Consider the following 23,749-nt stretch of genomic DNA (forward strand, 5'->3'; position numbering starts at 1 on the left):
ATGGCTTTTGGCTTTGCTCGTTGATCAGTTCGCATGCCTACGCCACATGCGGCGACGCGGGCAAGGGAAATGATATTGTGCCTACTGGCTGCATGGTGGCGGGTTCTATGTCTGCACGGACCGAAGCGCCTCGTTGACGCCCTCGAGCAGACGCGCCGCGTTGGCCGATGTGAAGATGAGCGGGGGCCTGATCTTCAGGATATGCGCGTCCGCTCCCGTCGCGGAAATCAGAATGCGCCGATCGCGCAAGGCATTGACGGCTGCAAGCGCACGGTCCATGTCCGGCGTTTTCCGTTCTCTATCCTTGACGAGTTCGACAGCGAAATAGAGGCCGGCCCCGCGAACATCGCCGACGAATTCATATTTTTTCTGCAGGTCCTTGAGGCCATCGAGGATTTCTGCGCCGATCTTGACAGCGTCGTCTAACAGTCCCTCTTCGAGGATCGTGTCAAGCACGGCCCTTGCAGCGGCAATAGCGACGGAGTTGCCGCCAAACGTGTTGAAGTAGCGCATGCTGGATCCGAAATCGGCGACGAGTTCCGGCCGCAGGACTACGCCGGCGACGGGATAGCCGTTGCCCATGGGCTTGCCCATGGTAACGATGTCTGGATCGACCCTGTGACGGCGGTGACCCCAAAACTGGGTGCCGGTCCGCCCGAATCCGGATTGCACTTCGTCGGCGATGAACAGGCCGCCCGCCTTGCGCACCACTTCCGCCACCGGCGCCAATACGTCCGTGGGTTCGACGTAGAGACCATCGGAGGAGAAGACGGAGTCGGCGATGAAGGCCGCTAGGCCGCCGCCATGCCGCTCCATGTCGGCGATCTGCCGCGCGACATCCTCCGCCATCCGCCGGCCGATTTCCTCGACAGGCAGGCGATAGGAATCCGGCGCGGCGACCGTGCGGAGATAGGGATCCAAAGCCGACTTCCTGCCGAGCGACGGCGAGATTGCCGCTACCGCGCCGCTGTTGCCGTGATAGGCTTCCGCCGTGACGATGACACCGGTCTTGCGTGTGTGGTAACGCGCGATTCGCAGGGCGAGATCGTTGGCTTCCGAGCCCGTGCATGTGAACATTGCACATCCGGTGCGGCCGAGTTCGCCACCGAACGTAGCGATCAGAGCTTCGGCATAGTCCAGCAGGGGCTCCTGCATGTAACGTGTGTGGGTACACAGTACCTCGAGCTGCTTCTGGATCGCCTCGACGACACGCGGATGAGAGTGACCCAGCGATACAACGTTGTTGTAGGCATCGAGATATTCATTGCCGTGCTTGTCGTAGAGGAAAACGCCCTTGGCACGTGAGATCTCAACCGGCGACTTGTAGAAGAGCCGATAAGCCGGCCCGAGCAGCCGTTGCCGCCTGGCGACATGCGCCAGATCTTCACTTGTGAGATGAGACGTGTCCTGAGGGTTGAAGCCATTTGGCATGTCGCCACGGAAGCCCTTAGGCAGAGTAGTCGCTTGCTTGGACATTGTGGTTCCTATCGTGTCAGAAGATCGGAAATCTGGGCGGCGGAAATCGAGTGGAACCACTCGAGGTGGGCCCAGCCGGCTTCGGTATTGCGCAGGATATAGCGGCTATTCTCGGGGAAGATCTCGGCGCGCCAGCACGTCAGCAGCGCACGAACCGCAAGACGACCCATTGCCAGGAACGGGATGAGTCGGAGCTCCTCGTCCGTCAGTTCGGCGTGACGGAGATAGCCGCGCAGAACGTCGCGCGGTGCGTCGAACAGGTCGCACCGGTTCCTATGGTCGAATGATTTTGGCATTTGATTCATTAACGCCGTGGAGACGTCGACCGCGATGGCGGTACGGACCGCATCGCCGAAGTCGATGACGCCGGTCAGGAATCGCGGGCTGGCATGATCGACGACCAGGTTCGACGTATTGAAATCATTGTGGAGCACCTGCCGCCGGCACAGGTCGAGTTCAGGCTTGATTTCGGCAAACCGCTCGAGCGCGCAGACTGTCCATGCACGCTTGCTGCCTTTAGGGATGAAGCTCAACAGATCGCTGAGGTCGAGCAGATGGGTGACGTCCCATGCCACCGCCCGACCGTCAGCGGGATGCGAGAAATCGGCCATGGAATGACGCAGCTTTGCCAGGATTTCCCCGATCCGTTCGCGCTGTGGGGCTGTGCAGAATGTTCGGTCGAGCGGGGTACCGACCATGAAGCTAATGAGCCGCACCACTCGCCGCTCGCCGGCACTCGTGGTGACGATGGGCAAATCCGCCCCGTGGACGTCGCGAAGTGTGCGGGGGATGGGTAGATCGGGGGCCCGCTGCTCGAGATGACGCATCAGCGCGACCTGGAAATCGAGCTCCTCTACGCGCTCAGAAGGATGAGCGATCTTGAGCACAAACTTCCCCTGGGCCGCGCAGTCGAGGAGGAACGTGTCGTCCTTCTCGGTTTCAAAGCGCGTTGCGGAGCCGCGTGTACCATAGAGTCGTTCGGCGATTGCTTCAGCTTCCGTAGCGCCAACGGGATGGCAAGCCTCGGACAGCTCAGCGGCGCGTGCTGGCCCGCACTGATGCTTATGACCCATCTTCAAACTCATTCAGATCCTGCCTCGAGAGTGGGAGCTCAATGGACCGCAATATTTCACATCCTCAATTTTTGTACAACAATTTTTTCTGTGATGGAGCTACTGGGTCGACTCGCTGGTGACGAAAAGAGCGGGGTGCATTGGATGCTTAGATCGAAAATCGAACAGAAATTTCAACATTAAAACAAGGAAAATGGCCACTCGGTTGTTAATTGAGGAGCGCCGACACACAAGTCGTCGGAAAACGACCCAAGGACAAATTCCAAAGATTGTTGGACAATCTATTGCCATAGCGACAAAGTTATGTCAGTGTGCACCCACTGGTCGGAATGCAGCAAACAAGTTGGAGTCTTCCGGTTGGCTTTGATTAGCCGGGATCAACAAAGGCAGCGGAAGTGACCAGTTACGGATTCGCAGCGTTTCCTGCGCCGCTGCTGCATCGCGGTCTATCGGAACGGCGACCTCATTAGACAGGCGGCATGCCCGCTACGATGACCTTGGATCGGCACACCGTGCCATGAAAATTGGAGGGAATACACACAATGACCCAATTTCGACCGAAGTACGTGACCTTCGACTGCTACGGCACGCTCACCAATTTCGATATGGCCGGCGCTGCTCGGCGCGTCTACGGCGAGCGCCTCTCCCCTCAAGCGATGGCCGCTTTTGTCGAGGCTTTCAGGGGCTATCGCCTTGACGAGGTGCTAGGGCCATGGAAACCGTTCGTCGAAGTAGTGCACAATTCAATCGAACGCAGCTGCAAGCGCATCGGTATCCCATTCAAACCCGAAGACGCGCAACGCATCTATGACGAGGTGCCAACCTGGGGTCCGCATCCGGACGTCCCGGCTGGTCTGTCAAGGGTGGCCGAGGAAATCCCGCTGGTCATCCTGTCCAATTCCATGAACAGCCTGATCATGTCGAATGTCGAAAAGCTGGGCGCGCCCATCCATATGGTAATCACGGCAGAAGAAGTCGGGGCATACAAACCTCTGATGAAGGGCTTCGAATACATGCTCGACAAGCTCGGCTGCGGACCGGAAGACATTACCCATGTCTCCTCATCCTTCCGCTACGACCTGATGACCGCTTATGACCTGGGCATCAAGAGCAAGGTCTGGGTCAACCGCAGCCATGAGCCGGCCAATCCCTATTACGAATACACTGAGATCAAGGATATCGGCGGGTTGGCTGCCGCCGTTGGCCTGGAGCCAGCTCTCAAGCGTGCCTGAAAATCAGGGCTCAGGCCATTTTGCTAATGAGACCGGGGCGGCCTTCGCCCCTTCTCTTTATCGTTCGGAGGGCAAGCATGGCCTCCCTTGCGTACGCGTGACTTGCCGGCGTTCGGCTATGGTGCGATCCGGACGTCGGGATCGGGGCGCGTTTGGTGCGCTGCCGCTATCGATGTCCGCTTTCGAATAACCGAGGCTGTTCCTCAACCATTGATTGGGGCCCACAGCGCTCGTCCGCAAGCGTGGGAGATGGCTGGGCCAAGTCGATCTTCGGTTGGATCCTGCAGAAAGGGCGCTTCAATTAGAAGCCGCAGCCACAAGCACTCCGATGCAACTCGCTCTGGAATGGATAAGGTGCGGTCGACTTCGATCCCGAAGTATTGCGCCGGTGCTCTCCAGCCTCTCGTGGCCGAGCAACAGCGGCGACCATGTTTCTCGTCTTATTGTCGATGTGAGGCGACCTTTATCCGCTTCAGCCAGTGTCGGGAAAAGCCCGATGTTTGGTAACCACTTTCGACAAGCCTGCTATGGGTAGTCGAAGGCAAAGCTTCTCGATGGCCTTGATCGCCTGCTCGAAATGACAGCGCTCATGCCCGCCTGCTCGGCCCGGGCGATGGAGGGCGGCGCGCCCATTTCCCGTGAGCTGATTTCGCCTAGCTCGTCGTTGCGGCGCTTCTGGATCACCAACAATGCGCTTCAGCGGTTCGATGCGCTCTTCATTGGTCGTCTGCGAGAAGGAGGCAAAGGCCCGCCGCGCGGCCGCGACCGTCTTTTCCGCATCGGCGGCACTGCCGAGTGCGATCGTACCGATCGATTGCTCCGTACAGGGATCGATGACCTCACATGTTTTCGATACAACGAAGCGACCCCCCCTTCAATATAAAACCTGTGGGCGTGTTTCATTGGTCGCTCTCATACTCGGTCTGTCGTCCCTGCCGAATGAAAGCCGCGGTTCGCCCGCGGCAGACCATTTGTATTTGCACAGAGGATATGCGGATCGCACATGTTCAACGGCGATCGGGTTGGTGTACTGACCGAAGGTGAAACGGATCACGGCGCCACATTGTAAATCTCGGCAAGGTCGGATAGATCCCAATTTCCGCCAGACAAAACCGCACATACTTTCTCATCAGGCTTTACGTCTAAGCTGCCCGCTAACAGTGCTCCTATTCCTATGGAGGCGGCGGGTTCAGCGATCAATTTCGCATCCTTGGCAAGAGCACGCATTCCGGCAATGATGTGCTCGTCTTCAACAAGAACAATCTCGTCGACATACTTTTCGATAATCGGGTAAGGATTTTGACCCGGAACACTCAACCTCAAACCATCCGCGATCGTGTTCTTTAACGGAAGCGATGTGCGCTCCTTGTTTATCCGGCTGTGAAAATACTTCGGTGTCAAGGCAGGCTCTGCCCCGATAACGCGCACCGATGGCTTGGTTTCTTTTATCGCAGTGGCGATCCCCGAGATCAGCCCTCCACCGCCCACGGGTACGATAACCGTGTCCACATCTTCCAAGTCTTCGAGGATCTCACACCCGATCGTTCCCTGACCAGCCATTACCACGGGGTCCTCGAAGCCGTGAATGACCGCATAATTGTTTCCTTCGGCGATCTCGTAGACTCTTCTCCATCTAGCGGCATTATCACCATCAAAAAGAATGACTTCGGCGCCAAGGGCTTCCGTATTGGCGATCTTGATTTTGGGTGTGGTGACCGGCAGCACCAAAATCACTTTTACGCCGAGCATCTTGGCTGCGTAAGCAAGCGCCTGGGCGTGGTTGCCCGACGAGGTCGCAATGATGCCGTTTGCGATCTCCTCTCGGGGGAGCGAGAGAGCCTTGTTCAGGGCGCCGCGGATCTTGAATGCGCCCGTGATCTGCAGGGTTTCCGGCTTGAGGTAGAGCTGACAACCAGCCGCTTTCTCGATTTTGTCGGCACGCAACAGCGGCGTGTGCCTGACATGCGGCTTTAGTCGTTGCTGAGCTTCGCGGATGTCCTGAATGGTTGGATAGTTGCGCATGGTCATTCCTCAAAAAACTGGAAGAAAGTGCCGACGTTATTGGCTATGGCGTTCTGATAGATTTTGCTGGCGGTCGTATTGTCTTGTATGGCCATCCCTGTGGAATCGAAGATGGTGATTTCATCGTCACTTTCTCGTCCCGGCTTACTTCCCAGCAATACCTCGCCGATTTCGCCATGGATGTCGTCTTTTGCGATGATGTTTTTGTTCAGAGGGTGCCAAGTCTCGCCCTTCTCCGTACATTGTGAGAAGGAGTCGACGATAATTTTCGCGTTCCTGAAAAGCTCCGGATCCAGCTCCTGTTTGCCGCGTTGGTCTGTGCCGATTGCGACAATGTGTGTGCCGGGCTTCACCCAATCCGCTTCCACCAGCGACCCCGTCCCACGTGTCGTCGTAACCAGGATGTCGGCCTGCTCGACCGCCTCCTTCTTAGAGCTCGCGACGATGACGGGAATACCCAATTCACGCTCGATGTCAGCCTTGTACTTGCAACCCGTTTCCGGGGTGCTGTCCCAGGCGTGGATCTTTTCGATCTTCATGATCTCGTTGATCGCCCGGATTTGCATCCTTGCCTGATTGCCGGTGCCGATCGATGCGATTGTCTTGGCGTTCTTTCTCGCCAATGCTTTGACGGAGACGGCCCCTGCAGCCCCCGTTCTGATGCCAGTGATCAAGCTTCCATCCATGATGCAAATCAATGCGCAGCTCCTGGCATCAAACAGGAGAATCGTGCCCATGCTGTTGGGCACGCCATGTTCTGCGGGGTTGTTCTTGAACCCTCCGGAGTGCGCTTTCATGGAGATAATTTCGTTGACGCTATAGTAGCCAAGCTTGAAGTCGATTTCCCCACGGCGAGAGGGGAGATGTATTCCGAGATAAGGAGGTTGCTCCACCTGCCCACTGCTGTATGCCTTGTAAGCCTCTTCGACCGCGCCGATGACGTCCGTCTTGCTGACGAGCCTTCTGACTTCGTCCTTCTTGAGCAGCAGCGTTCTCATGCGTGATCCCTCCATTTCAATTCATCGGGTGCATCGGTGCAGCAGGAGCTGAACTCCAATGACTATAATAGGTGAGCGGTGGGTCTATTGGCCGCAATCCAGGGGGCTTTGAGCAGATTGTTTTGTTTTCGCGGGAGGGTTTGGCAGAGAGTTTCGACGCCCACCGTTCCGGAGATTTTGCCGAGCAAGTCCCCGGTTGTTTCCACAGAGACCGGTTGGCTAATTGGTGTCAGTCGATGCCTGAAGCGATCGCGGATCACTCTCGACCCGCAATCACAAGGGCAAATGACGTCGCCCTCCAGCATTTTCTGCTGATGATCCGACATGTCCGGGTAATTCAAAAGCGCCCGCCGGGCTATGATTGATCATGACTTGAACAACTCCCCGCAAAGCAAGGACGAAGCACATGACTCCTTTCCGCCCGAAATACATCACCTTCGACTGCCATGGTACGCTTATCAACTTTCAGATGGCGGAGGCGGCACGCGATCTCTATTCCGAGCGCATGAGCGAGCAGAAAATGCTGCAGTTCATCGCCGACTTCTCTGCATACCGGCTTGATGAAGTCATGGCCGACTGGAAACCCTATGCGGAGGTCGTCCATAACGCATTGGCAAGGACCTGCAAACGCAACGCCATCGAGTTCAAGGATGAAGACGCGCTGATGGTTTACGAACGGGTCCCCACCTGGGGGCCGCATCCCGACGTTCCGGCGGGTCTTGCCAAGGTCGCCAAGGAAATTCCCCTGGTCATTCTGTCAAATGCGATGAACTCGCAGATCATGTCCAACGTCGAGAAGCTCGGCGCGCCGTTCCACGCCGTTTACACGGCCGAAGACGCCGGCGCCTATAAGCCACACTTCCGCGCCTTCGAATATATGCTCGATATGCTAGGTTGCGGTCCGGAGGAGATACTGCATTGCTCTTCCTCGTTCCGTTACGATCTGATGTCCGCACATGACCTCGGGATCAAGAACAAGGTTTGGGTCAATCGCGGTCACGAGCCGGCCAATCCCTATTACGGCTATACAGAAATCTCCGGGATCTCGGATTTGCCGGGCGTTGTCGGGCTCTGAGGAACCCTGAGTACGTCTGAATATTTCTCAGTGTCCGGCGGCGCAATCATGGATGGCGACGCCGGCGAGGAGACTTTAAGAGCCCGGGCCCGAGCGACAGTCCGAAGGCGGGAAACCGGGTATTGCCCTCAGTCATAAACGCCCGACGCTTTTCAGGGTCGGGCGCGGCGGCCGCGATGCCATTCCGACGGTCGCTTGCCGATGCGCATGCCGTCGACTCCAACAGTGCGAGGATCTCAGTCGTGAATGATTGTAGCGATCCGGTTTCAGACGACAACGCCCGTCATCCCGGCGGGAAACAGTCAGTCCGCGAGCCGTTCACCAAAGCATATTTTGGGGCCGCTGCCGCTATTCTGGCGACAAAGCCGAGCCCAGCAGAAGCCCAGCTGTCGGGTGAGTTGCTACTGCGCCACTACGGCCTGAAGGGAGCGATGAGAGTTCTATCCTCTGAGGTCGAGTGTACCACGGAGGTCACCCTGCTGAACGGCGATCAGTTAATCCTCAAAACTTCGGCACGGCCCGAAGGAAGAGACAGTTTCCGCTTCCAGGTTGAAGCCCTCGCCGGGCTGGAAGGCGCTTTCGGTTTCGCAGCACCTCGGATTGTGCGCACCGGTGACGCTATGCTGATGTTCGAAGAGCATGAGATTTGTGGCTACCTTCAGACGCGACTTTCAGGGGCACCGCTGCATCAGGCGAACCCTACTCCGGAAATCCTCTACCGGGTCGGCCGGGCGCTCGGCAGGCTCAGTTTGGCTCTCGAGCCACTGAACCTCTCCGCCATGCACCGCCCGGTTCTTTGGCACGTAGGATGCTGGTCAAACCTGATGGAACTGGAGGAGCATCTGCCATCGGGACCAGTTGCGGCATCCGTGCGTCTTGCCATGAACAACTATGTCGAGTTGATCGAGCCGCAACTAAGCGATGTAGCCTGGCAGGTCACGCACAATGACCCTAGCCCCTTCAATACACTCCTGACCGATGGTGGTATCGCCTTCATTGATTTCGGCGACGGCTGCTGGGGGCCACGGATTCAGGATCTGGCGATTGCGGCAAGCCACTTCGTGACGGACCCGTCTCTGGCTCTGGGCGGCGCGGAACATCTGATCGCTGGCTATGCCTCGGTGATTCCGCTCCGCCCTCTCGAAGCAAAACTGCTCGTCGGACTGATAAGGGCGCGCCAAAGCGCCCTTATCCTAATCAACTACTGGCGAGCAAACCTCTTCCCGGCCGAAGCAGCATATATCAAGAAGAACGTGGGCCGAGCCGAACACGGGCTGTCCATCCTGTCGGCATTATGCCCCGGGGATGGCGAGAGGGCGGTGAGGCGCGCGTTGCCGTAACCCGTACCCGTATCCCTACACGCGCATTGCCCTCACATTGGTCATCGGCACGGTCCCCCGCGATCTTCTCGCGAATGGAAACTCAAGCAGGATCAAAGACATGTCAACAGATCTCATGCCCAACCGCTTTACCCCCGGGGAAGCCACAATTCCCCCCCGCGAATCTGAACTGATCGCCCGGCGCGACAGCGTATTGGGAGCTTCCTACAGGCTCCAATATCGCCGGCCGGTACATTTCGTGCGCGGCGAAGGCATGTGGCTCTACGACCCCGACGGACGTCGCTATCTGGATTTCTATAACAATGTGCCCTCTCTCGGGCATTGCAATCCAGAGATCAATGCTGCCATGGCGGAACAAGCCAGCCGGATCAGCGCAAATACCCGCTATCTTGAACCGCGGCTTGTCGACTATGCCGAACGGCTCGTGGCCACTTTCCCCGAAGAACTGAACCGCGTTGTCTTTACCTGCACAGGTAGTGAATCCAACGATCTGGCGCTGCGGATTGCCCGGCTGACCAGTGGTCGGGAAGGTGTGATCGTCTCTTCTCATGCCTATCATGGCACAAGCGCAGCGACGGCGATGGTATCACCCAATCTGGGCGACGCCGTCAATCTCAGTCCCGCCGTTCGCATGGTGTCGCTACACGGCCCTGCGGGCATACCCGAGGAGCAAGCCGCGGCATTCTTTGAACAACAGGTTCGCTCCGCTATCGCCGACCTGAACCGGCGAGGCATTGGCATTGCGGCGCTGCTTTTCGACAGCATTTTCTCGAGCGACGGCGTTTGGGTGGACCCGCCGGGTTTCATCGCCGACGGAGTCAAGGCGGTGCGCGAGGCGGGTGGCCTTATCATTGCCGATGAAGTTCAGCCGGGATTTGGACGGACAGGCACACACATGTGGGGTTTCGAACGGCACCAGGTTGTCCCGGATCTCGTCACTCTCGGCAAGCCAATGGGCAATGGATTTCCCATAGGCGCGGTCGTTGGCCGCAAGGCGCCAATGGATCGCTTTGGCGCTACTGCTCGGTACTCCAACACCTTCGGCGGCAATACAGTCGGGATCGCGGCAGCTGACGCGGTCCTGGCCATTCTGCATAGAGATCGAATGCTCGAGCATGCGCATGCCATGGGCGAGCGCCTCAAGGTGGGGTTGGAGCATCTTGCCAAGCTGCACGATGGTATCCGCGGCATTCGAAATGCCGGGCTGTTCTGCGGCATCGACATCGGGTTGGATGGAATGGGCGGGGCCAGCCGGCGCGCTATGGCATTGGAGATCGTAAACTTGATGCGGGACGATGGCGTGCTTATCAGCACGACCGGCGCCAACGAGGATACGTTGAAAGTGCGGCCCCCATTGATTTGCCAGTCGGAGCATGTGGATCGCTTCCTCGAAAGCATCGAATGCGCGCTCAAGAAGGCTGTTGCACAGGTGTAACATAGTGGCGCGCATCGTCGAATAGGCTCGCTACTTTCATCAGCGAAAGCTAAGTCCATGAAACTCGATCGGATCGACATCAAGATACTGAACGTGCTGCAGCAGAATGGGCGAATGACAAACGTGGAGCTCTCGGAGGTGGTGAATCTTTCGCCGAGCCCGTGCCTGATGCGCATGAAGAGGCTGCAGACGGAGGGGTATATCGAGGGCTATACGGCTCAGGTCAATGTCGCCAAGTTGGGACAGACAGTAACGGTCTTCACCGAGGTGACGCTGAAGAACCACCGGCAGACCGACTTTGCTCGCTTCATCGCCGCTATCGAGAAAATCGAGCAACTCATCGAGTGCTATGTGATCTCGGGCGGTTACGACTATCTCCTGAAATTCGTGACTACCGGGGTCGGCGAATATCAGGAGATCATGGAGCAACTGATCGAGTTGGACGTCGGCATTGACAAGTATTTCACCTACGTCGTGCTGAAATCGCCGATCCGCAAGGCGCACATGCCGCTGACGAAGCTATTCAGCCAGAGGCTCTGATGAACTCCTCGCCGGTCTCCGGTTACAAGAGCCGGACAGGTCCTGGGAAGTTCGTGGTCCGAACCTGCGGCCTTCCAGCACAATCAGAGACCGCCCACCTCGACTCTGGAGCCGTCAAAGAAGCGCGACAGTCGGAAAGGCGTCGGATCGACGCAGGGTTTATCGTTAGCAACAAGGTCAGCGGCCAAGCGACCAATGCCAGGGCCAATGCCGAAGCCATGGCCGGAGCCGCCAGCCGCCAAATAAAGGCCCTTGACGTGATCGGACGCCGAGATGACTGGCACCGCGTCCGGCGTGCAATCCACATAGGCGCCCCAACTGTCGGCGATTTCGATACCTTTAAGCGCCGGGAACTGCTCGGTGACGCCTTTTAGAATAGACGCAATGGTCCGGCGACTCGGCTTTGGGTCGAGAACCCGGATCCGCTCGAAAGGCGAAATAGTATCCTTGTTCCAGCTCACCAGGGCTTCGGGTCCATAGAACATGGATCTGCCGACGCCGATCTGGACCGCTTGCAGCCGCTTCAGAAACATCGGCATGAACCAGCGCGCATAGCGAATGCCTTGCGGCGTGATATCCAAGGTCGCCCTGCCGCTAATAGCAAGCGTGTAACTGCCATCCAACCTCCGGGTCAGTGAACACTCTGGCGTATAGATTGCCTCGCCGAGATTGGTTGTGGGGCGCGTCCGAATTGCAGTCTGGCGCACGCTTGCCTGTGGGAACTGCACGCCGTACTGGCGGCAGAACAAGGAGGTCCACGCACCGCCGGCGTTCAGAACGGCCTGCGATCTGATGATGCCTTTCTCGGTGATGACCCCGACTACTGCATCGTTGACGATGTCGAGGCCTCTTGCAGCGCATTCCTGGTGGATAGTCGCACCAAATTTGCGGGCGCCGTTCGCGATCGTCGGCGCGGCAATGGCCGGTTCGCCTTTGCCATCATCGACTGAATGGACGCCGCCGAGCCAACGGCGGCCTTGCGCCGGAATTCTGTCATGCGCTTCTCGGGCAGTCAGCATCTTCGTGTTGACGTCGAATTGCCGGGCGATTGCAAGCCATTGCTCCCATTCCGCCAGCTGCTGGGGATTGTCCGTCGCGTAGAACAGACCGCATCGGCGGAAGCCGACGTCCTCGCCGATTTTGGCGGCAAACTGGTCCCACGCCTGCATGGAAACGCCCGAGAGCGGCAATTCGCGCTCGTCCCGGTTCTGTCGGCGGCACCAGCCCCAGTTTCGGCTGGACTGTTCACCGCCGACATAACCCTTTTCCAGCAATGCTACGGAGAGTCCCCGCTCTGCGAGAAAGAATGCCGCCGACGCGCCAATAATGCCGCCGCCGATGACGACGACATCCGCCTTTGCGGGAAGATGATCGCTCTGTATGCGTTTGAGCAGTGGTGACATCGAGAGACCTCATTTGGACTATTGCCCTTTCGGCCGAGAGCCTCTCCCATGTGAGGACCCTGCAAGGACAGGTTGATCTGATTGAAGCTCAGAAATCGGGACCCGCTCCGCCGACACGAAAAGATCGACATCGTCGGCCCGCGTTGCAAAACTGGTTACCAGTCATCCGGCGCGAAGCTTCCGACGAGGTCCTGCGGAACGGGCCAGTCGTAGAAGATTGCACCCCGTTGGCGGAGTTTCGCCGCGACATCCTTCTTTAGGATCGGGAAGACTTCGTTGGTGTCGGCCTGCCAAGCCAGGCGGCTCGTCTTGGAGGCGGTGATGCCCTCGGCAAGTCGCGCAGCCATGGCATTGGCGTGGCGGGCGAGGTCCAGCCAGAGATCGCCGGCAAAGTAGGCGTCGAATTGCGCCGAAACGAAGCGCGATTTCGAAAAGAGTTGGCCGGCGCGCTTTCGCATGAAGTGCATTTCCTGCGCCTTCGAGAGATCGAAGAGCACCAGCGCTTCGGCGCACCAGCAGCCGTTCTTTGTGCCGCCGAAGGAGACGAGGTCAACGCCTCGCTTCCAGGTCATTTCGGCAGGCGTTGTATCCAAGCTGATAAGCGCATTGGCGAAGCGGGCACCATCCATATGCAGCGGCAGACTGTGCGCCTTGGAAACGGCGGCGATCGCGTCGATTTCCGCGAGCGAATAGACCGTGCCGCTTTCCGTCGCCTGCGTCAGCGATACTACCGTCGGCTGACCGCCCTGGACATTGTCGAGTGGGAAGCGCCGAATCTCGGCGTCGAGGCGAGCGGCCACCATCTTGCCTCTCGGTCCGTCGACCGGCTTGAGGCGGGCGCCATGCGAAAAGAACCCCGGCGCGCCACATTCGTCGGCAATGACGTGAGCCTCGCGATGGCAGAAGGCGACACCGCCTGCACGGTTGGCTGTCGCAAGCGCCAGCGAGTTGGCGGCCGTTCCGGTGCCGACGAAAAAGACGGCGACATTCCTTTCGAAAATCTCCGCGAACTTCTGTTTCACCTTTCGGTCGAGGTCGCTGGTACCGTACCCCGACGCATAGCCGGCGGCATGCGCCATCAGGCTCTCGCCAATCGCGGGATGGGCGCCGGACCAGTTGTCGGATGAAAATATCATCGCTTCTAACTTTCATTCACCGTCATATCGACGGGTTTTGTTGCTTGCGCGGCAGCTGGTTCTTTCGCGATCACGGCGATGGCATCGACTTCCACCAGATAGCCGTAGTGGAGTTCGGGCACGGGCACGACGGTGCGCGCTGGGCGCGCCTCCCCAAGTCGCGCTGCATAGATCTGGTTGAAGCCTGGCCAATTGATAACCCCGACGATATAGGCCGTTACCCTGACGAGATCGCTCGGAGTTCCGCCTGCGGCCTCCAGAACTGCCAGCATGTTTTCGATGGCCTGGCCCGCCTGCGTCGTGAATTTGTCGTCGGGAAGCGGCGCTCCATCCGGTCGGATTGGGAGCTGCCCTGATATATAGAGATGCTGGCCCGCCAGCTTCGCCTGGACATAATGACCAGCAGGGCCGGGCGCACGATCGGTACTTACAGTTACGACGTGGGACATCACCAACCTCCGAACCGTGGCCAGCAGGCCTCAACGGCGTGCGATTGACCTCGGACAACATGATAGGCTTCGTGCTGCGCCGCCGTCGCGCAGGCATGGTTCGGCAGGATCCGCACCCGGTCACCGACCCTCAGATCGGGCAGACGAGCGTCCGATCCGGGCCGCGCGGCGATAATGCCATGCTCCTGGTTCGCATCGGCAACGATGATGTCACGATAGGTGTTGCCTTGGATGTCACAGACGAGGCCATATCCCTGGTCGACGGCTTGCTTGCTCGTGCCACGATCGCGCGATAGCGACATCCATCCCGCGTCGGTTATGATCCAGCCCTTCTCGCGCTGGTGACCGATCACTGTTGCGAGAACGCTGAGCGCAATATCGTCGACCTGGCAGACTCCGATTCCTGCCATCACCAGGTCGAAGAACACGAATACGCCTGCGCGAACCTCAGTCACTCCAGTAAGATCTTTCGCGTGATGAGCCGTCGGTGTCGAACCAACGCTGACAACCGGGCACGGCAGGCCCGCACTGCGCAGAAGCTGCGCGGCTTCAACTACGGCCGCTCTTTCCGCTTCCGCATAGCGATGCTGCGCCTCCGCGCCTCCACCCTTGTAGCTGTCGCCGGCATGTGTCATGACGCCACGCAGCTCCGCACCTTCCGTCAGCGCCCGCCCGATCTCTAGCAACTGGTCGTAATTGGCGGGCACAACACCCGAGCGGTGGCCATCGCAATCAATCTCTATCATGGCCGGAATGCGTATTCCGGCGTCAGTGGAAGCCTTGGCAACTGCCTTTGCCTGTTCGATGGTATCCAGTATGACGACGAGATCGACGCCCATGGCGCGCAGTTCGGTGACGCGCGCGAGCTTTGCAGGAGCGATGCCGACCGCATAGATCATGTCGCGAACGCCATCGGCCGCGAACTGCTCGGCTTCCTTCAGGGTGGAGACGGTCGCTGGCCCCGCTGGCGCGCTCATGAGCCGCCGAGCCACGTCGATCGACTTCGCTGTCTTCAGATGCGGTCGCAGCGACACGCCCAGACTATCCAGACGGCTCCTCAGCCGTGTGATGTTTCGATCCATCCGGTCCGCATCGAGAACCAGGCAGGGCGTTTCCAGCGCCTCAAGAGTGGTCGCGGTCGCCAAAGGAGTGGTGGGGTCAAACGTCGCTGAATCCATGTTGGTCTCCAAACCTGAGATTCATCTTGTCGCCAAATCGTAAAGATCGCAATTAATGTTCGATGAAGGTTGGATTTAGTCGGTTCTTAATGCGGAGGCTGCCGCACTGCCCGAGTCAGCCTGAATCCGTCCGAGCACGTTGATCTCCGTCTCGATCTCAAACCGCAGATTCGAACTGCCGGAAAAAGCGCCGTTGAAAGCCGCTGTTCCGATGGTAAATCCTGCAGCTCCGGATCGCACCACGGCCGCCATCCGTTCAGGGCTGTCGATCGATCCGGCAACCACCACAGGTTTCTCCACTTCTTCGCACACGCGCGTCATCAGCTCTTCGACATCGCCATCGAAGCGGTAAGCGAGCAGATCAAGACCGCTCACACCGTCGATTGCCGCCAGTTGACGAGCGCTTTCCACGATCGTTTCGATCGTTCCTTCCAGCTTGCTCGGATGGCCAACAATCTTGCCGGGGAAGGGATAGTAGCGGATGTTCCTGCGGGCTATGACCGGCAGAACGATGTTCGGTCGGGTTCCACCCATCAAAATGTCGACGCCGAGGTCGACCGCGGCCTGCGCCGATCGTCGCTCGCTCTCCTCGTCAAGACTGACCACTTCAAGACAAAGTGTGGCACCTGCCGCTTTGATTGCCGAAGCAAGGCCCAGGAGTTTATCGAACGGCAGGCCAATATCCTTGAACCCCACATGCGTGATGCCGGCGGCAAGCACATCCTTGAGGCGCTCAGCTGCGTCGGCAACGGTGCGATCCTGATTGGTCAGCATGAAAATGAAGTTGGGAGAAGTTCGAGGCATCGAAAGCGCTCCTAGATTGCGTTGAGAAGCAGCGCCTGATCGAAGGCGTAGCGAAGAGAGGAATGATCGGCCTTACCCTGGCCGGCGATGTCGAATGCCGTACCGTGATCGACGCTGGTACGGATGAAAGGCAAACCGATGGTGACGTTGACGCCGTTGTCGATACCGAGATACTTGACCGGGATGAGGCCCTGGTCGTGATATTGCGCGACGACGATATCGAACTCGCCCCTGCGAGCCCGCATGAAAATCGTGTCTCCGGGCCAGGGACCGGACGCGTTTATTCCGACTTCCTGAGCCCGGCTGATTGCCGGCGCGATGATGTCGAGATCTTCGCGTCCGAACATACCGTTTTCACCAGCATGGGGATTGAGGCCGGCCACCGCAACGCGTGGCGCCGCAATCCCATAAGCCTTGCCTGCCCAGTGTGCCAATTCGATCGTTCGGAAAACCGAATTCTCTGTCACGAGGTCGATGGCATCGCGTAATGATACGTGGATCGTGACCAGAATGACGCGCAGCTCGTCATTCGCGAGCATCATCGCGAACTTGTCGGTCCCCGTCCGCTCAGCAAGGATTTCCGTATGGCCGGGATAATTGAGCCCGCCCAGCTTCATCGCTTCCTTGTTGATCGGAGCGGTGACGATTGCTCCGATGTTTCCCGCCACCGCTTCGTCGATCGCCCGTACGACATAATCGTAGCTGGCACGCCCGGCACGAGCGTCCACCTGACCGATGGGCAAATCATCCGGCAAATCCGAGACGTTGAGAACGGCTATGAGTCCGCTGTCTGGCAGAACGTTATCGACTGACGCGATAGGCTGCACCTGCAGGGGAAGATTGAGGACGCGGACCGCGCGCTCCATTACTTTGGTGTCACCGATCACCACCGCTTGTTCCGGCAGCCCGTCCGCGAAAACACGGGCGATAATTTCCGGGCCAATCCCGCAGGGATCGCCCATGGTGATTCCAATAGGCTTCTTCATTTCTTATCTCCAAGCCAGAGGCCCCGAAGCAGTTCGGCTGATTTCAGCAGGATATGCGGCGAACCGAAGCCGCCCGCCTTTGTGATAATGTGAATGGGATGCGGCCCCGTGGTGCGGCCGACCGGAATTCCAGGCTCGACCTCGCTCAGGAGTTCGAGGGAATTGAACGCAAGTTCGCTCAACACGGATTCGGCAGTGTCACCGCCCGTGAGGAAAAGCCCGGTCACGGGATGACTCCCCATAACTGCCCGCACAGCCTGGCCAAGAGCGGTTGCGATGGACCGAGGATTGGCCGACGCACTCCCTCCGGAGGTGGTTAGAATAATATCTCCGCCAGCTCCAAATCGGTTGTACTCCGCAGCGGCGCGTTCGGCGGCGAGAGCGGGAGAGCGAGACGCTGCCTCCGAGTCGATAATGATCTGCCGGACGTTGCCGGTGCTTATCAGTCTTGAACATTGCTCGCGGCTCTGCGGATTGATGCTACCGATGACAAAGAGATTAAGAGACCCTGTGGCCGTAGGCCCTGCGATTTCACCAGCCCGGCCCACATAATCCGCCAGCGCGATTGCCAGGCCCGGAGATCCACACCAAAGGACCGACTTCGGATCGGCCGCCGAGTTCACCAGCAGGGCCAAGTCTTCTTGCACAGTCGCATCGGCGATCAGCAACTTTCTGCCATCGGCGACAAGCTCACCGGATCTCAATGCCCGCACGTCCGCAAGCGTGAGATAGCGCACTTCTGCCTCCGGAATGTCTCGAAACAAGGCGCGAAGATGGGAGTCCGTTATGGGATGTAGCGGGTCTTTGACAAATTCGGTTTGCTCCAACGGCACGCCACGAAGAAGCTGCCGCCCGCCTTCAGTGGTTCGTCCACCTGCGGGGAAAGCCGGAGCGACGATTGCAATTGCCCGACCGGAAGCCGCGAGCGCGGCTGTTATCTCAGCTCCAACGTGGCCGCGGATGGTGGAATCAACGGTGTTGTAAAGGATATCCGCGGTTGCCAGGCTTTTTGCCGCCTGCGTCGCCCGATCGAAAGCGCCCTCAGCGGAAGCGGTGCGACTTGCCTTGTTGACGGAGACGATCGCGACTTCTTCAGGCGACCATCGCCGGTAGTCTGTGAAGACAAGGCATCTGTGCCCCATGCTCACGAATGGGCCGGCGCCATCGGTTGCACTCGTCAAATCATCGGCTAGGATTCCTACCTTCAAAATCGTGGTCCTGTCGGTTTTCTAATGTAACGACGAGGATATTAACGCTATTGCCTTTGCCGAAAAAATGATGAATTCTGACCGAAATTCTTCACTTTATCTCACAGATATGGCCGCACGATTTCCGTCTTTATCCGCGCTCAGAGTCTTTGAATCAGCTGCACGACATTTGAATTTCGGGCGTGCCGGCGACGAATTGTTCGTCACGCACAGCGCCGTCAGCAAGCAAATCCGCTTGCTTGAGGAAGACCTGTGAGTGGCCCTTTTTGAGCGAAGAAACAGGGCCGTTTTCCTAACCGACCCAGGTCGGCGTCTGCTTGTTACGATGAGTGAGGTGTTTCGCCAGATCAGCGACTGTTGCGAAGAGATCAAAGGTGGCGGTTCGGCACCGCTGGTTCTCTCATGTGAACCGACATTCACGCAGCGATGGCTAATCCCGCGCCTGCCGCAATTTAATGCACTTCATCCGGACATTGAAGTTCATGTATTGGCCGCTGGCGGACCTGTAAGCTTCGACCGGAGTCATATTGATCTGGCGCTCCGGAGAAACGATTTTAGCTGGTCGCCGGACCTGTTTATGGAAACGGTGGTCGAAGAACGTGTCGGCCCCATATGCGCGCCAGGCCTATTGGCATCTGGCGGCAATGACATCCTCTCCCTACCTCGCATTCATTCGGCTACGCGTCGAGATGCCTGGACACGATATATCGCGGACAACCAGATCGAAGATCCGAATCCACCCAGCAGCCAGATGTTCGAACACTTTTATCTGAGCATCGAAGCGGCAATCGCTGGGCTAGGCGCCGCGATCGGTCCAGAGCCGCTGGTCGCCGACGCCGTGGAAAGCGGGCAGTTGGTAGCGCCGCGGGGGTTCTCCAGCAACGGCTACAACTACATCTTATTGAGCCGTCTTCCTTTCGAAGACGATTCAAGGAAACGAAACTTTCTCTCCTGGCTTCGACGACAGTTTGGTCCCTTAGCAACACCCTGAGGCCGGTGCTCGGTTACGTAGATTGTCGGCTGGATGGGCGACATGGCGAGGATCGCAGGCCGAGACGGTGGACACGCGACAACCTCGATACCAATTGCTCAGACCAAAGCCTCATATACTCGGACCGAGTATGTTGCTTCTGGCGTCAATGATGTGGTCGTACATGTTTCGCTCGGCCTCTCTACTGTCACGATCCTTTATTGCGTCGAGGATCGCCTGATGGCTGACGATATAGGCCGTCATGCGCTCAGCGGTCAGCGATTGTTCTTTCATTTTTCCCCACAGGTTTCCCGCTCGCACTGCGTGAATGCCTTCATAGAGGGAGGCAAGAAGACCATTACGGGCAGCTTGGACTATGATGCGGTGAAAGACGGCATCCCATTTCTCGAATTCGCCCAGAGATTCCGATGCGCTGCCTCGGGCGATTGATTTCTGCATTTCTTCGACTTCCTGTCTGGTGGCGCGCAACGCTGCCAACGCCGCGATCTTCGGCTCGATGATCAGCCTCGCCTCAAAGACTTCCGCCGGATAGGTGCGCAATGTGTCTCCCTCACTGATTGCCGGGCGGCGGAGGGCGCTGGAACTTACGCCGCTTCCGGCGATAAAGGTCCCTCTGCCAACATGCCTGATGAGGCGGCCTTCCTTCTCTAGCGAACTGAGCATCCTTCTGAGGGCGGTACGCGGCAGCCCGAGTTTCAGCGCCAAGTCACGCTCAGGAGGTAGTCGATCCCCTGGCTCCAAACCTTCCGCTTCAATGAAATCCTTCAGCACCACGCTCATGTGCCCTCCGATAAATATTTCGCGAAACCAATTTGATCTATATTGACACCAATGGCAAGACCAATCTTATATTAATCGCAGAACCAACGCAGATTGGTAGCGAATGGCGCTGAAGCCCGGGACCAGCTGTGCACCGCTCGAGAGGTATGAGCGGCACGCGTGGGCCGCGACAAGAACCTCAATCAAGAAGCTGCGTAACAAGGGAGATATATCGATGGCCGTTACGACTGAAGCTGTTACAGCAGACGACGCAGCGCTTTCGGTTCGTGCTCTGACAGTCGACCTGCCGAAGGGCATGGAGAGGGCTCATGCCGTCGAAAACGTCTCGTTCGACCTGAAGCGTGGTCAGATCCTTTGTATCATCGGGGAGTCTGGATCGGGCAAGTCGGTAACGGCGAACACGATCATGGGACTCTTGCCGAAGATTATCCCAGTCTCTTCCGGTGCGATCAATCTCGATGGAGCGGCCATAGTCGGCGCGCCGGCTAAAAAGCTGCGCCAGCTGCGCGGCCGCGTCGTGTCCATGATCTTTCAGGATCCGCTTTCGGCGCTCAACCCGCTGATGACGGTCGGGGAGCAGGTTACTGAAGTGATGGCAGCTCATGGAGTGGGCACCAAGGCCTCGCGCCGTGACCGCGCGCTCGAATTGCTGACCGAAGTCGGCCTGCCCGATCCGGAACTGATGTACCACCAGTATCCTTTCAGGCTTTCCGGTGGTCAGCGCCAGCGCGTCATGATCGCGATGGCGCTCGCCCTTGAGCCGACCGTTCTGATCGCAGACGAACCGACGACAGCCCTTGACGTAACCACGCAGGCGCAGATCCTGAAGCTCATCCGTGACATTCAGCGCCGCAAGGACATGAGCGTCATGTTCATCACCCACGACTTCGGCGTCGTGGCTGAAATTGCCGACAGCGTCGTCGTTATGGAGAAAGGTCGGATTGTCGAACAGGGCACCGCCGCTCAAGTTCTCAATTCCCCCAGCCACCCCTATACCCAGCGGCTGATCGCCGCCGTTCCGCACCTCACGGGCGAAGACAGAAAGCTCGAGTCGCACACTAGCGACGAGACGGTTCTGGCGGTCGACGGATTGTGCAAGACCTATCGCAGCGGCAGCGCGCTGTTCGGCAGCCAGCGTATAGTGCCTGCGGTGCAGGAGGCCTCATTCACCCTGTCTGCAGGCCGCACCCTTGGCATTGTCGGCGAGAGCGGCTCCGGAAAATCGTCGTTGGGACGGCTCCTGATCAAGCTTCAGGACAGCGACAGCGGTCAGATCCTGTTTGAGGGCAGGGACATCGTCAAGCTCAAGGAATCCGAGTTCCGGCCGCTGCGCCCTCGAATTCAGATGATCTTTCAAGACCCCTTTGCCTCGCTCAATCCGCGCTCCACTATCGGTCAGATACTGACCGTCGGGCCCGTCGCACATGGTATGCCCTACGCACAGGCGCGCGAAGAGGCCCGCGCTTTGCTTTCCCACGTCGGTCTCGATGCTGGCGCCTTCGGCCGCTACCCGCACGAATTCTCGGGTGGTCAGCGACAGCGCATTGGCATCGCCCGGGCGCTGATGTTCAAGCCTAAGCTGCTGATTGCCGACGAAGCTGTCTCCGCACTCGACGTGTCGATCCAGGCCCAGATCCTCAAGCTGCTTGACCAGATCCAGCGCGAGACGGGCGTATCAATGGTCTTCATTACCCATGATCTTCGTGTCGCCAGCCAGATCTGCGACGAAATTGCAGTGATGCAAAAGGGCCGGGTCGTCGAGCGCGGCCCCCCGTCACAGATCTTCCTGAAACCGCAATCCGACTACACGCGTGAACTTGTGGCTGCAATCCCGGGAGAACGACGGAGAGACGCTTGAGAAAGTTCAATTAGCTCCTGGCAGTAGCTTCCTAATGAGCAAAAGAGAGGGAATGAAAATGACGGAAGAATCCACAACCAAAACGAACTATTCTCGGCGCGACGCACTGCGCCTGATGGCAGCAGGCGGCATCGCGTGCTTTGCTGCTGCTAACCTGATCGGCAAGCCTGACATTGCTCGGGCCGCCGACAAGAAACCTGCGGGTCGCGTCGTGGTCGGGCTGTCGCAGGAACCGACCGTTTTCAATCCGCTGATGGCACATATCGAAGTGGACGATGCGGTACACTTCTCGCTCTTCGACGCCCTATTTCGCATGGATCCCAACGGCGAGGTCCAGCCCAATCTTGCGGCAGAAGTGCCCACGCAGAAGAACGGCGGCATCTCCGAGGATGGCCTGAATTGGCGCGTCCGTCTGCGTGACGATGTTCGCTGGCATGATGGCAAGCCCTTTACGGCCGAGGATGTGAAGTTCACCCTTGAACTGATCACAAATCCGAAGTTCCGCGCCTGGCGCACAGGCGGCCATTCGCTTGTGCGAGATATCAAGGTGGTCTCCCCAACGGAAATCACCTGGCGCATGGAGCAGGTTTTCGCTCCTTACCTGTCGTTTCTCACCGAAACCTTCATCGTGCCAAAACATCTTCTCGAGAAGGAAGCTGATCCGAATGCAGCAGCCTTCAATCAGGCGCCCGTTGGCACCGGCGCCTTCAAGTGGAGCCAGCGTGTCGCCGGCGACCATCTCGAGCTGGCGGCCAACCCGGATTATTTTGGAGACGGCCCGTATGTCGAACAGGTCGTATTCAAGTACATTCCTGACCAGACGGTGCTCTACACCCAGTTCAAGAGCGGTGACATCGACCTCACAGACCAAGCCTACATCACGGCCGACCACTACGAGGAAGCCAGCAAACTGCCGGGCCGCGTGGTGAGCCTGGTGCCCGGTTCCTCCGTCGAGTCGTTCTATCTCAATCTCGAGCGGCCGCAGTTCAAGGAACTGGCGGTGCGCCAGGCACTCTATGCCGCAATGGACAGAAAGGCGATCATCGACGCGCTCTATTTTGGCGTGGTCACAACGACCGAAACCTTCATGCCAAAGAAGTCGTACTACTTCAATCCGAACCTTCCGGCGCAGGAGTTCAATCTCGACGCCGCACGTAAGCTCCTCGACGACGCCGGATGGGTACCGGGGTCGGACGGAATACGTGAGAAGAATGGGGTAAGGCTGGCGTTCAACAACTCGACGACATCAGGCAACAATCTCCGCGAGCAGGTGCAGCAGTTCCTGCAGCAGACATTCGCGGAAATTGGCGTCCAGATGACCATCTCGAATTTGCCGGCTGCCGTCATGTTTGGCGAATTCTGGCTAAAGTCACAGTTCGACACGGCAATCTCGGGCGTCACGCATCTGATTGCCGCAGACCCCGACGCCACCAACCGTCTTGCGAGCAGCGCGATTGCCGCGAAGGGTGGAAAGGGATCGAACGTCGGCCAGTATTCCAATCCGGAGGTGGATGCGCTGCTCAAGAAGGGTGCCCAAACGTTCGATCGGGAAGCGCGTCGCGAAATCTATTTCCGTATTCAGGAAATCGTGCGTCAGGACCTTCCTTTTCTTCCCCTGTTTGCCGCCACCTATGTGGTTGGCACAAAGGAAGGCCTTGAAGGCTGGGAACCGAATACAAACACGCGCACGGCATCGTGGCATGCCGCCGGCTGGCACTGGAAGAGCTGAGTAAACCTCACGTCGCCGCCGCGCGCCGCGGCGGCG

General features: G+C 58.3%; 21 protein-coding genes and 1 pseudogene. 9 read left to right on the forward strand and 13 right to left on the reverse strand.

The features are described from left to right. Window positions 1-105 precede the first annotated feature (105 nt). Window positions 106-1,476 carry an aspartate aminotransferase family protein gene (locus N2597_RS26925; protein WP_183601850.1) on the reverse strand — a complete coding sequence of 457 codons (1,371 nt, stop codon included), beginning with the start codon at window positions 1,474-1,476 and terminating at the stop codon, window positions 106-108. A gap of 8 nt (window positions 1,477-1,484) precedes the next feature. Continuing rightward, the gene (locus N2597_RS26930; protein WP_183601848.1) at window positions 1,485-2,561 is read right to left on the reverse strand and encodes a phosphotransferase; all 1,077 of its coding nucleotides are present in this window, start codon (window positions 2,559-2,561) and stop codon (window positions 1,485-1,487) included. Window positions 2,562-3,091: 530 nt separating this feature from the next. Here N2597_RS26930 and N2597_RS26935 point away from each other — a divergent pair. Then, window positions 3,092-3,781 carry a haloacid dehalogenase type II gene (locus tag N2597_RS26935; RefSeq protein WP_183601846.1) on the forward strand — a complete coding sequence of 230 codons (690 nt, stop codon included), beginning with the start codon at window positions 3,092-3,094 and terminating at the stop codon, window positions 3,779-3,781. 472 nt (window positions 3,782-4,253) lie between these two features. Here the strand turns inward: N2597_RS26935 and N2597_RS26940 are convergent, their stop codons facing one another. From N2597_RS26940 to N2597_RS26950, 3 genes are all read right to left on the reverse strand, one after another. Then, on the reverse strand, window positions 4,254-4,616 hold the full coding sequence (locus N2597_RS26940; RefSeq protein WP_341356275.1) for an aldehyde dehydrogenase family protein: 363 nt from the start codon (window positions 4,614-4,616) through the stop codon (window positions 4,254-4,256). Window positions 4,617-4,831: 215 nt separating this feature from the next. Continuing rightward, a complete protein-coding gene (locus N2597_RS26945) occupies window positions 4,832-5,809 on the reverse strand; it encodes a threonine/serine dehydratase family protein (RefSeq protein WP_170961468.1) in 978 nt (325 codons plus the stop codon). After that, window positions 5,806-6,801: an ornithine cyclodeaminase family protein gene (locus tag N2597_RS26950; protein WP_077988864.1), complete on the reverse strand. Its 996-nt coding sequence runs from the start codon at window positions 6,799-6,801 to the stop codon at window positions 5,806-5,808. The genes N2597_RS26945 and N2597_RS26950 overlap by 4 nt, the downstream gene beginning before the upstream one ends. 406 nt (window positions 6,802-7,207) lie before the next feature. Here N2597_RS26950 and N2597_RS26955 point away from each other — a divergent pair, with 406 nt between their 5' ends. From N2597_RS26955 to N2597_RS26970, 4 genes are all read left to right on the forward strand, one after another. Next, a complete protein-coding gene (locus N2597_RS26955; RefSeq protein ID WP_077988863.1) occupies window positions 7,208-7,876 on the forward strand; it encodes a haloacid dehalogenase type II in 669 nt (222 codons plus the stop codon). A gap of 242 nt (window positions 7,877-8,118) precedes the next feature. Further along, window positions 8,119-9,216 (forward strand): phosphotransferase enzyme family protein, encoded by a 1,098-nt coding sequence (locus tag N2597_RS26960; protein ID WP_245345103.1) that lies wholly within the window; start codon window positions 8,119-8,121, stop codon window positions 9,214-9,216. 100 nt (window positions 9,217-9,316) lie between these two features. Next, entirely contained in the window at window positions 9,317-10,651 is a 1,335-nt protein-coding gene (locus N2597_RS26965) for an aspartate aminotransferase family protein (protein ID WP_096762385.1), read from the forward strand. Window positions 10,652-10,708: 57 nt separating this feature from the next. Then, window positions 10,709-11,191, forward strand: a complete 483-nt coding sequence (locus N2597_RS26970; protein WP_077988860.1) for an Lrp/AsnC family transcriptional regulator — start codon at window positions 10,709-10,711, stop codon at window positions 11,189-11,191. 83 nt (window positions 11,192-11,274) lie between these two features. On the opposite strand, the gene N2597_RS26975 is transcribed toward N2597_RS26970, so the two are convergent. The 7 genes and pseudogenes from N2597_RS26975 to N2597_RS27005 form a co-directional block, all read right to left on the reverse strand. Next, window positions 11,275-12,594: an NAD(P)/FAD-dependent oxidoreductase gene (locus N2597_RS26975; RefSeq protein WP_077988859.1), complete on the reverse strand. Its 1,320-nt coding sequence runs from the start codon at window positions 12,592-12,594 to the stop codon at window positions 11,275-11,277. Between the two features lie 108 nt (window positions 12,595-12,702). After that, a pseudogene (locus tag N2597_RS26980) lies at window positions 12,703-13,730 on the reverse strand (threonine aldolase family protein); the annotation flags it as partial. Between the two features lie 5 nt (window positions 13,731-13,735). After that, a complete protein-coding gene (locus N2597_RS26985) occupies window positions 13,736-14,179 on the reverse strand; it encodes a RidA family protein (RefSeq protein ID WP_106797497.1) in 444 nt (147 codons plus the stop codon). Then, window positions 14,179-15,357 (reverse strand): DSD1 family PLP-dependent enzyme, encoded by a 1,179-nt coding sequence (locus tag N2597_RS26990; protein WP_106797498.1) that lies wholly within the window; start codon window positions 15,355-15,357, stop codon window positions 14,179-14,181. Before N2597_RS26990 ends, N2597_RS26985 begins: the two co-directional genes overlap by 1 nt. Window positions 15,358-15,432: 75 nt before the next feature. After that, entirely contained in the window at window positions 15,433-16,161 is a 729-nt protein-coding gene (locus N2597_RS26995; RefSeq protein ID WP_077988855.1) for a beta/alpha barrel domain-containing protein, read from the reverse strand. An 11-nt stretch (window positions 16,162-16,172) separates the two neighbouring features. Continuing rightward, a complete protein-coding gene (pdxA, locus tag N2597_RS27000) occupies window positions 16,173-17,147 on the reverse strand; it encodes a 4-hydroxythreonine-4-phosphate dehydrogenase PdxA (RefSeq protein ID WP_077988854.1) in 975 nt (324 codons plus the stop codon). Next, the gene (locus N2597_RS27005) at window positions 17,144-18,355 is read right to left on the reverse strand and encodes a four-carbon acid sugar kinase family protein (protein ID WP_077988853.1); all 1,212 of its coding nucleotides are present in this window, start codon (window positions 18,353-18,355) and stop codon (window positions 17,144-17,146) included. Before N2597_RS27005 ends, pdxA begins: the two co-directional genes overlap by 4 nt. Window positions 18,356-18,425: 70 nt before the next feature. Between N2597_RS27005 and N2597_RS27010 the strand changes: the two genes are divergently transcribed. Then, window positions 18,426-18,611, forward strand: a complete 186-nt coding sequence (locus N2597_RS27010) for a LysR family transcriptional regulator (RefSeq protein WP_225883009.1) — start codon at window positions 18,426-18,428, stop codon at window positions 18,609-18,611. 78 nt (window positions 18,612-18,689) lie between these two features. Then, the gene (locus N2597_RS27015; RefSeq protein WP_341356273.1) at window positions 18,690-19,346 is read left to right on the forward strand and encodes a LysR substrate-binding domain-containing protein; all 657 of its coding nucleotides are present in this window, start codon (window positions 18,690-18,692) and stop codon (window positions 19,344-19,346) included. A gap of 111 nt (window positions 19,347-19,457) precedes the next feature. Here N2597_RS27015 and N2597_RS27020 read toward each other — a convergent pair whose 3' ends face one another. Continuing rightward, complete coding sequence (locus tag N2597_RS27020) at window positions 19,458-20,126, reverse strand: FadR/GntR family transcriptional regulator (RefSeq protein WP_040112438.1); 669 nt, start codon at window positions 20,124-20,126, stop codon at window positions 19,458-19,460. Window positions 20,127-20,340: 214 nt separating this feature from the next. Here N2597_RS27020 and N2597_RS27025 point away from each other — a divergent pair, with 214 nt between their 5' ends. Together N2597_RS27025 and N2597_RS27030 are read left to right on the forward strand one after the other, a co-directional pair. Continuing rightward, window positions 20,341-21,984, forward strand: a complete 1,644-nt coding sequence (locus N2597_RS27025) for an ABC transporter ATP-binding protein (protein ID WP_183602173.1) — start codon at window positions 20,341-20,343, stop codon at window positions 21,982-21,984. Between the two features lie 58 nt (window positions 21,985-22,042). Then, window positions 22,043-23,713 (forward strand): peptide ABC transporter substrate-binding protein, encoded by a 1,671-nt coding sequence (locus N2597_RS27030; RefSeq protein ID WP_077988937.1) that lies wholly within the window; start codon window positions 22,043-22,045, stop codon window positions 23,711-23,713. The last annotated feature ends 36 nt before the right edge of the window (window positions 23,714-23,749 follow it).

The organism is Rhizobium sophoriradicis, from assembly GCF_025200795.1.
Classification (GTDB): domain Bacteria; phylum Pseudomonadota; class Alphaproteobacteria; order Rhizobiales; family Rhizobiaceae; genus Rhizobium; species Rhizobium sophoriradicis.

Excerpts from the sequence above, each read along its gene's own strand:
- N2597_RS26925 (WP_183601850.1), bottom strand. The coding sequence starts at position 1,476 with ATGTCCAAGCAAGCGACTACTCTGCCTAAGGGCTTCCGTGGCGACATG.
- N2597_RS26930 (WP_183601848.1), bottom strand. The coding sequence starts at position 2,561 with ATGAGTTTGAAGATGGGTCATAAGCATCAGTGCGGGCCAGCACGCGCC.
- N2597_RS26935 (WP_183601846.1), top strand. The coding sequence starts at position 3,092 with ATGACCCAATTTCGACCGAAGTACGTGACCTTCGACTGCTACGGCACG.
- N2597_RS26945 (WP_170961468.1), bottom strand. The coding sequence starts at position 5,809 with ATGACCATGCGCAACTATCCAACCATTCAGGACATCCGCGAAGCTCAG.
- N2597_RS26950 (WP_077988864.1), bottom strand. The coding sequence starts at position 6,801 with ATGAGAACGCTGCTGCTCAAGAAGGACGAAGTCAGAAGGCTCGTCAGC.
- N2597_RS26955 (WP_077988863.1), top strand. The coding sequence starts at position 7,208 with ATGACTCCTTTCCGCCCGAAATACATCACCTTCGACTGCCATGGTACG.
- N2597_RS26965 (WP_096762385.1), top strand. The coding sequence starts at position 9,317 with ATGTCAACAGATCTCATGCCCAACCGCTTTACCCCCGGGGAAGCCACA.
- N2597_RS26970 (WP_077988860.1), top strand. The coding sequence starts at position 10,709 with ATGAAACTCGATCGGATCGACATCAAGATACTGAACGTGCTGCAGCAG.
- N2597_RS26975 (WP_077988859.1), bottom strand. The coding sequence starts at position 12,594 with ATGTCACCACTGCTCAAACGCATACAGAGCGATCATCTTCCCGCAAAG.
- N2597_RS26985 (WP_106797497.1), bottom strand. The coding sequence starts at position 14,179 with ATGTCCCACGTCGTAACTGTAAGTACCGATCGTGCGCCCGGCCCTGCT.
- N2597_RS26990 (WP_106797498.1), bottom strand. The coding sequence starts at position 15,357 with ATGGATTCAGCGACGTTTGACCCCACCACTCCTTTGGCGACCGCGACC.
- N2597_RS26995 (WP_077988855.1), bottom strand. The coding sequence starts at position 16,161 with ATGCCTCGAACTTCTCCCAACTTCATTTTCATGCTGACCAATCAGGAT.
- pdxA (WP_077988854.1), bottom strand. The coding sequence starts at position 17,147 with ATGAAGAAGCCTATTGGAATCACCATGGGCGATCCCTGCGGGATTGGC.
- N2597_RS27010 (WP_225883009.1), top strand. The coding sequence starts at position 18,426 with ATGAATTCTGACCGAAATTCTTCACTTTATCTCACAGATATGGCCGCA.
- N2597_RS27020 (WP_040112438.1), bottom strand. The coding sequence starts at position 20,126 with ATGAGCGTGGTGCTGAAGGATTTCATTGAAGCGGAAGGTTTGGAGCCA.
- N2597_RS27025 (WP_183602173.1), top strand. The coding sequence starts at position 20,341 with ATGGCCGTTACGACTGAAGCTGTTACAGCAGACGACGCAGCGCTTTCG.
- N2597_RS27030 (WP_077988937.1), top strand. The coding sequence starts at position 22,043 with ATGACGGAAGAATCCACAACCAAAACGAACTATTCTCGGCGCGACGCA.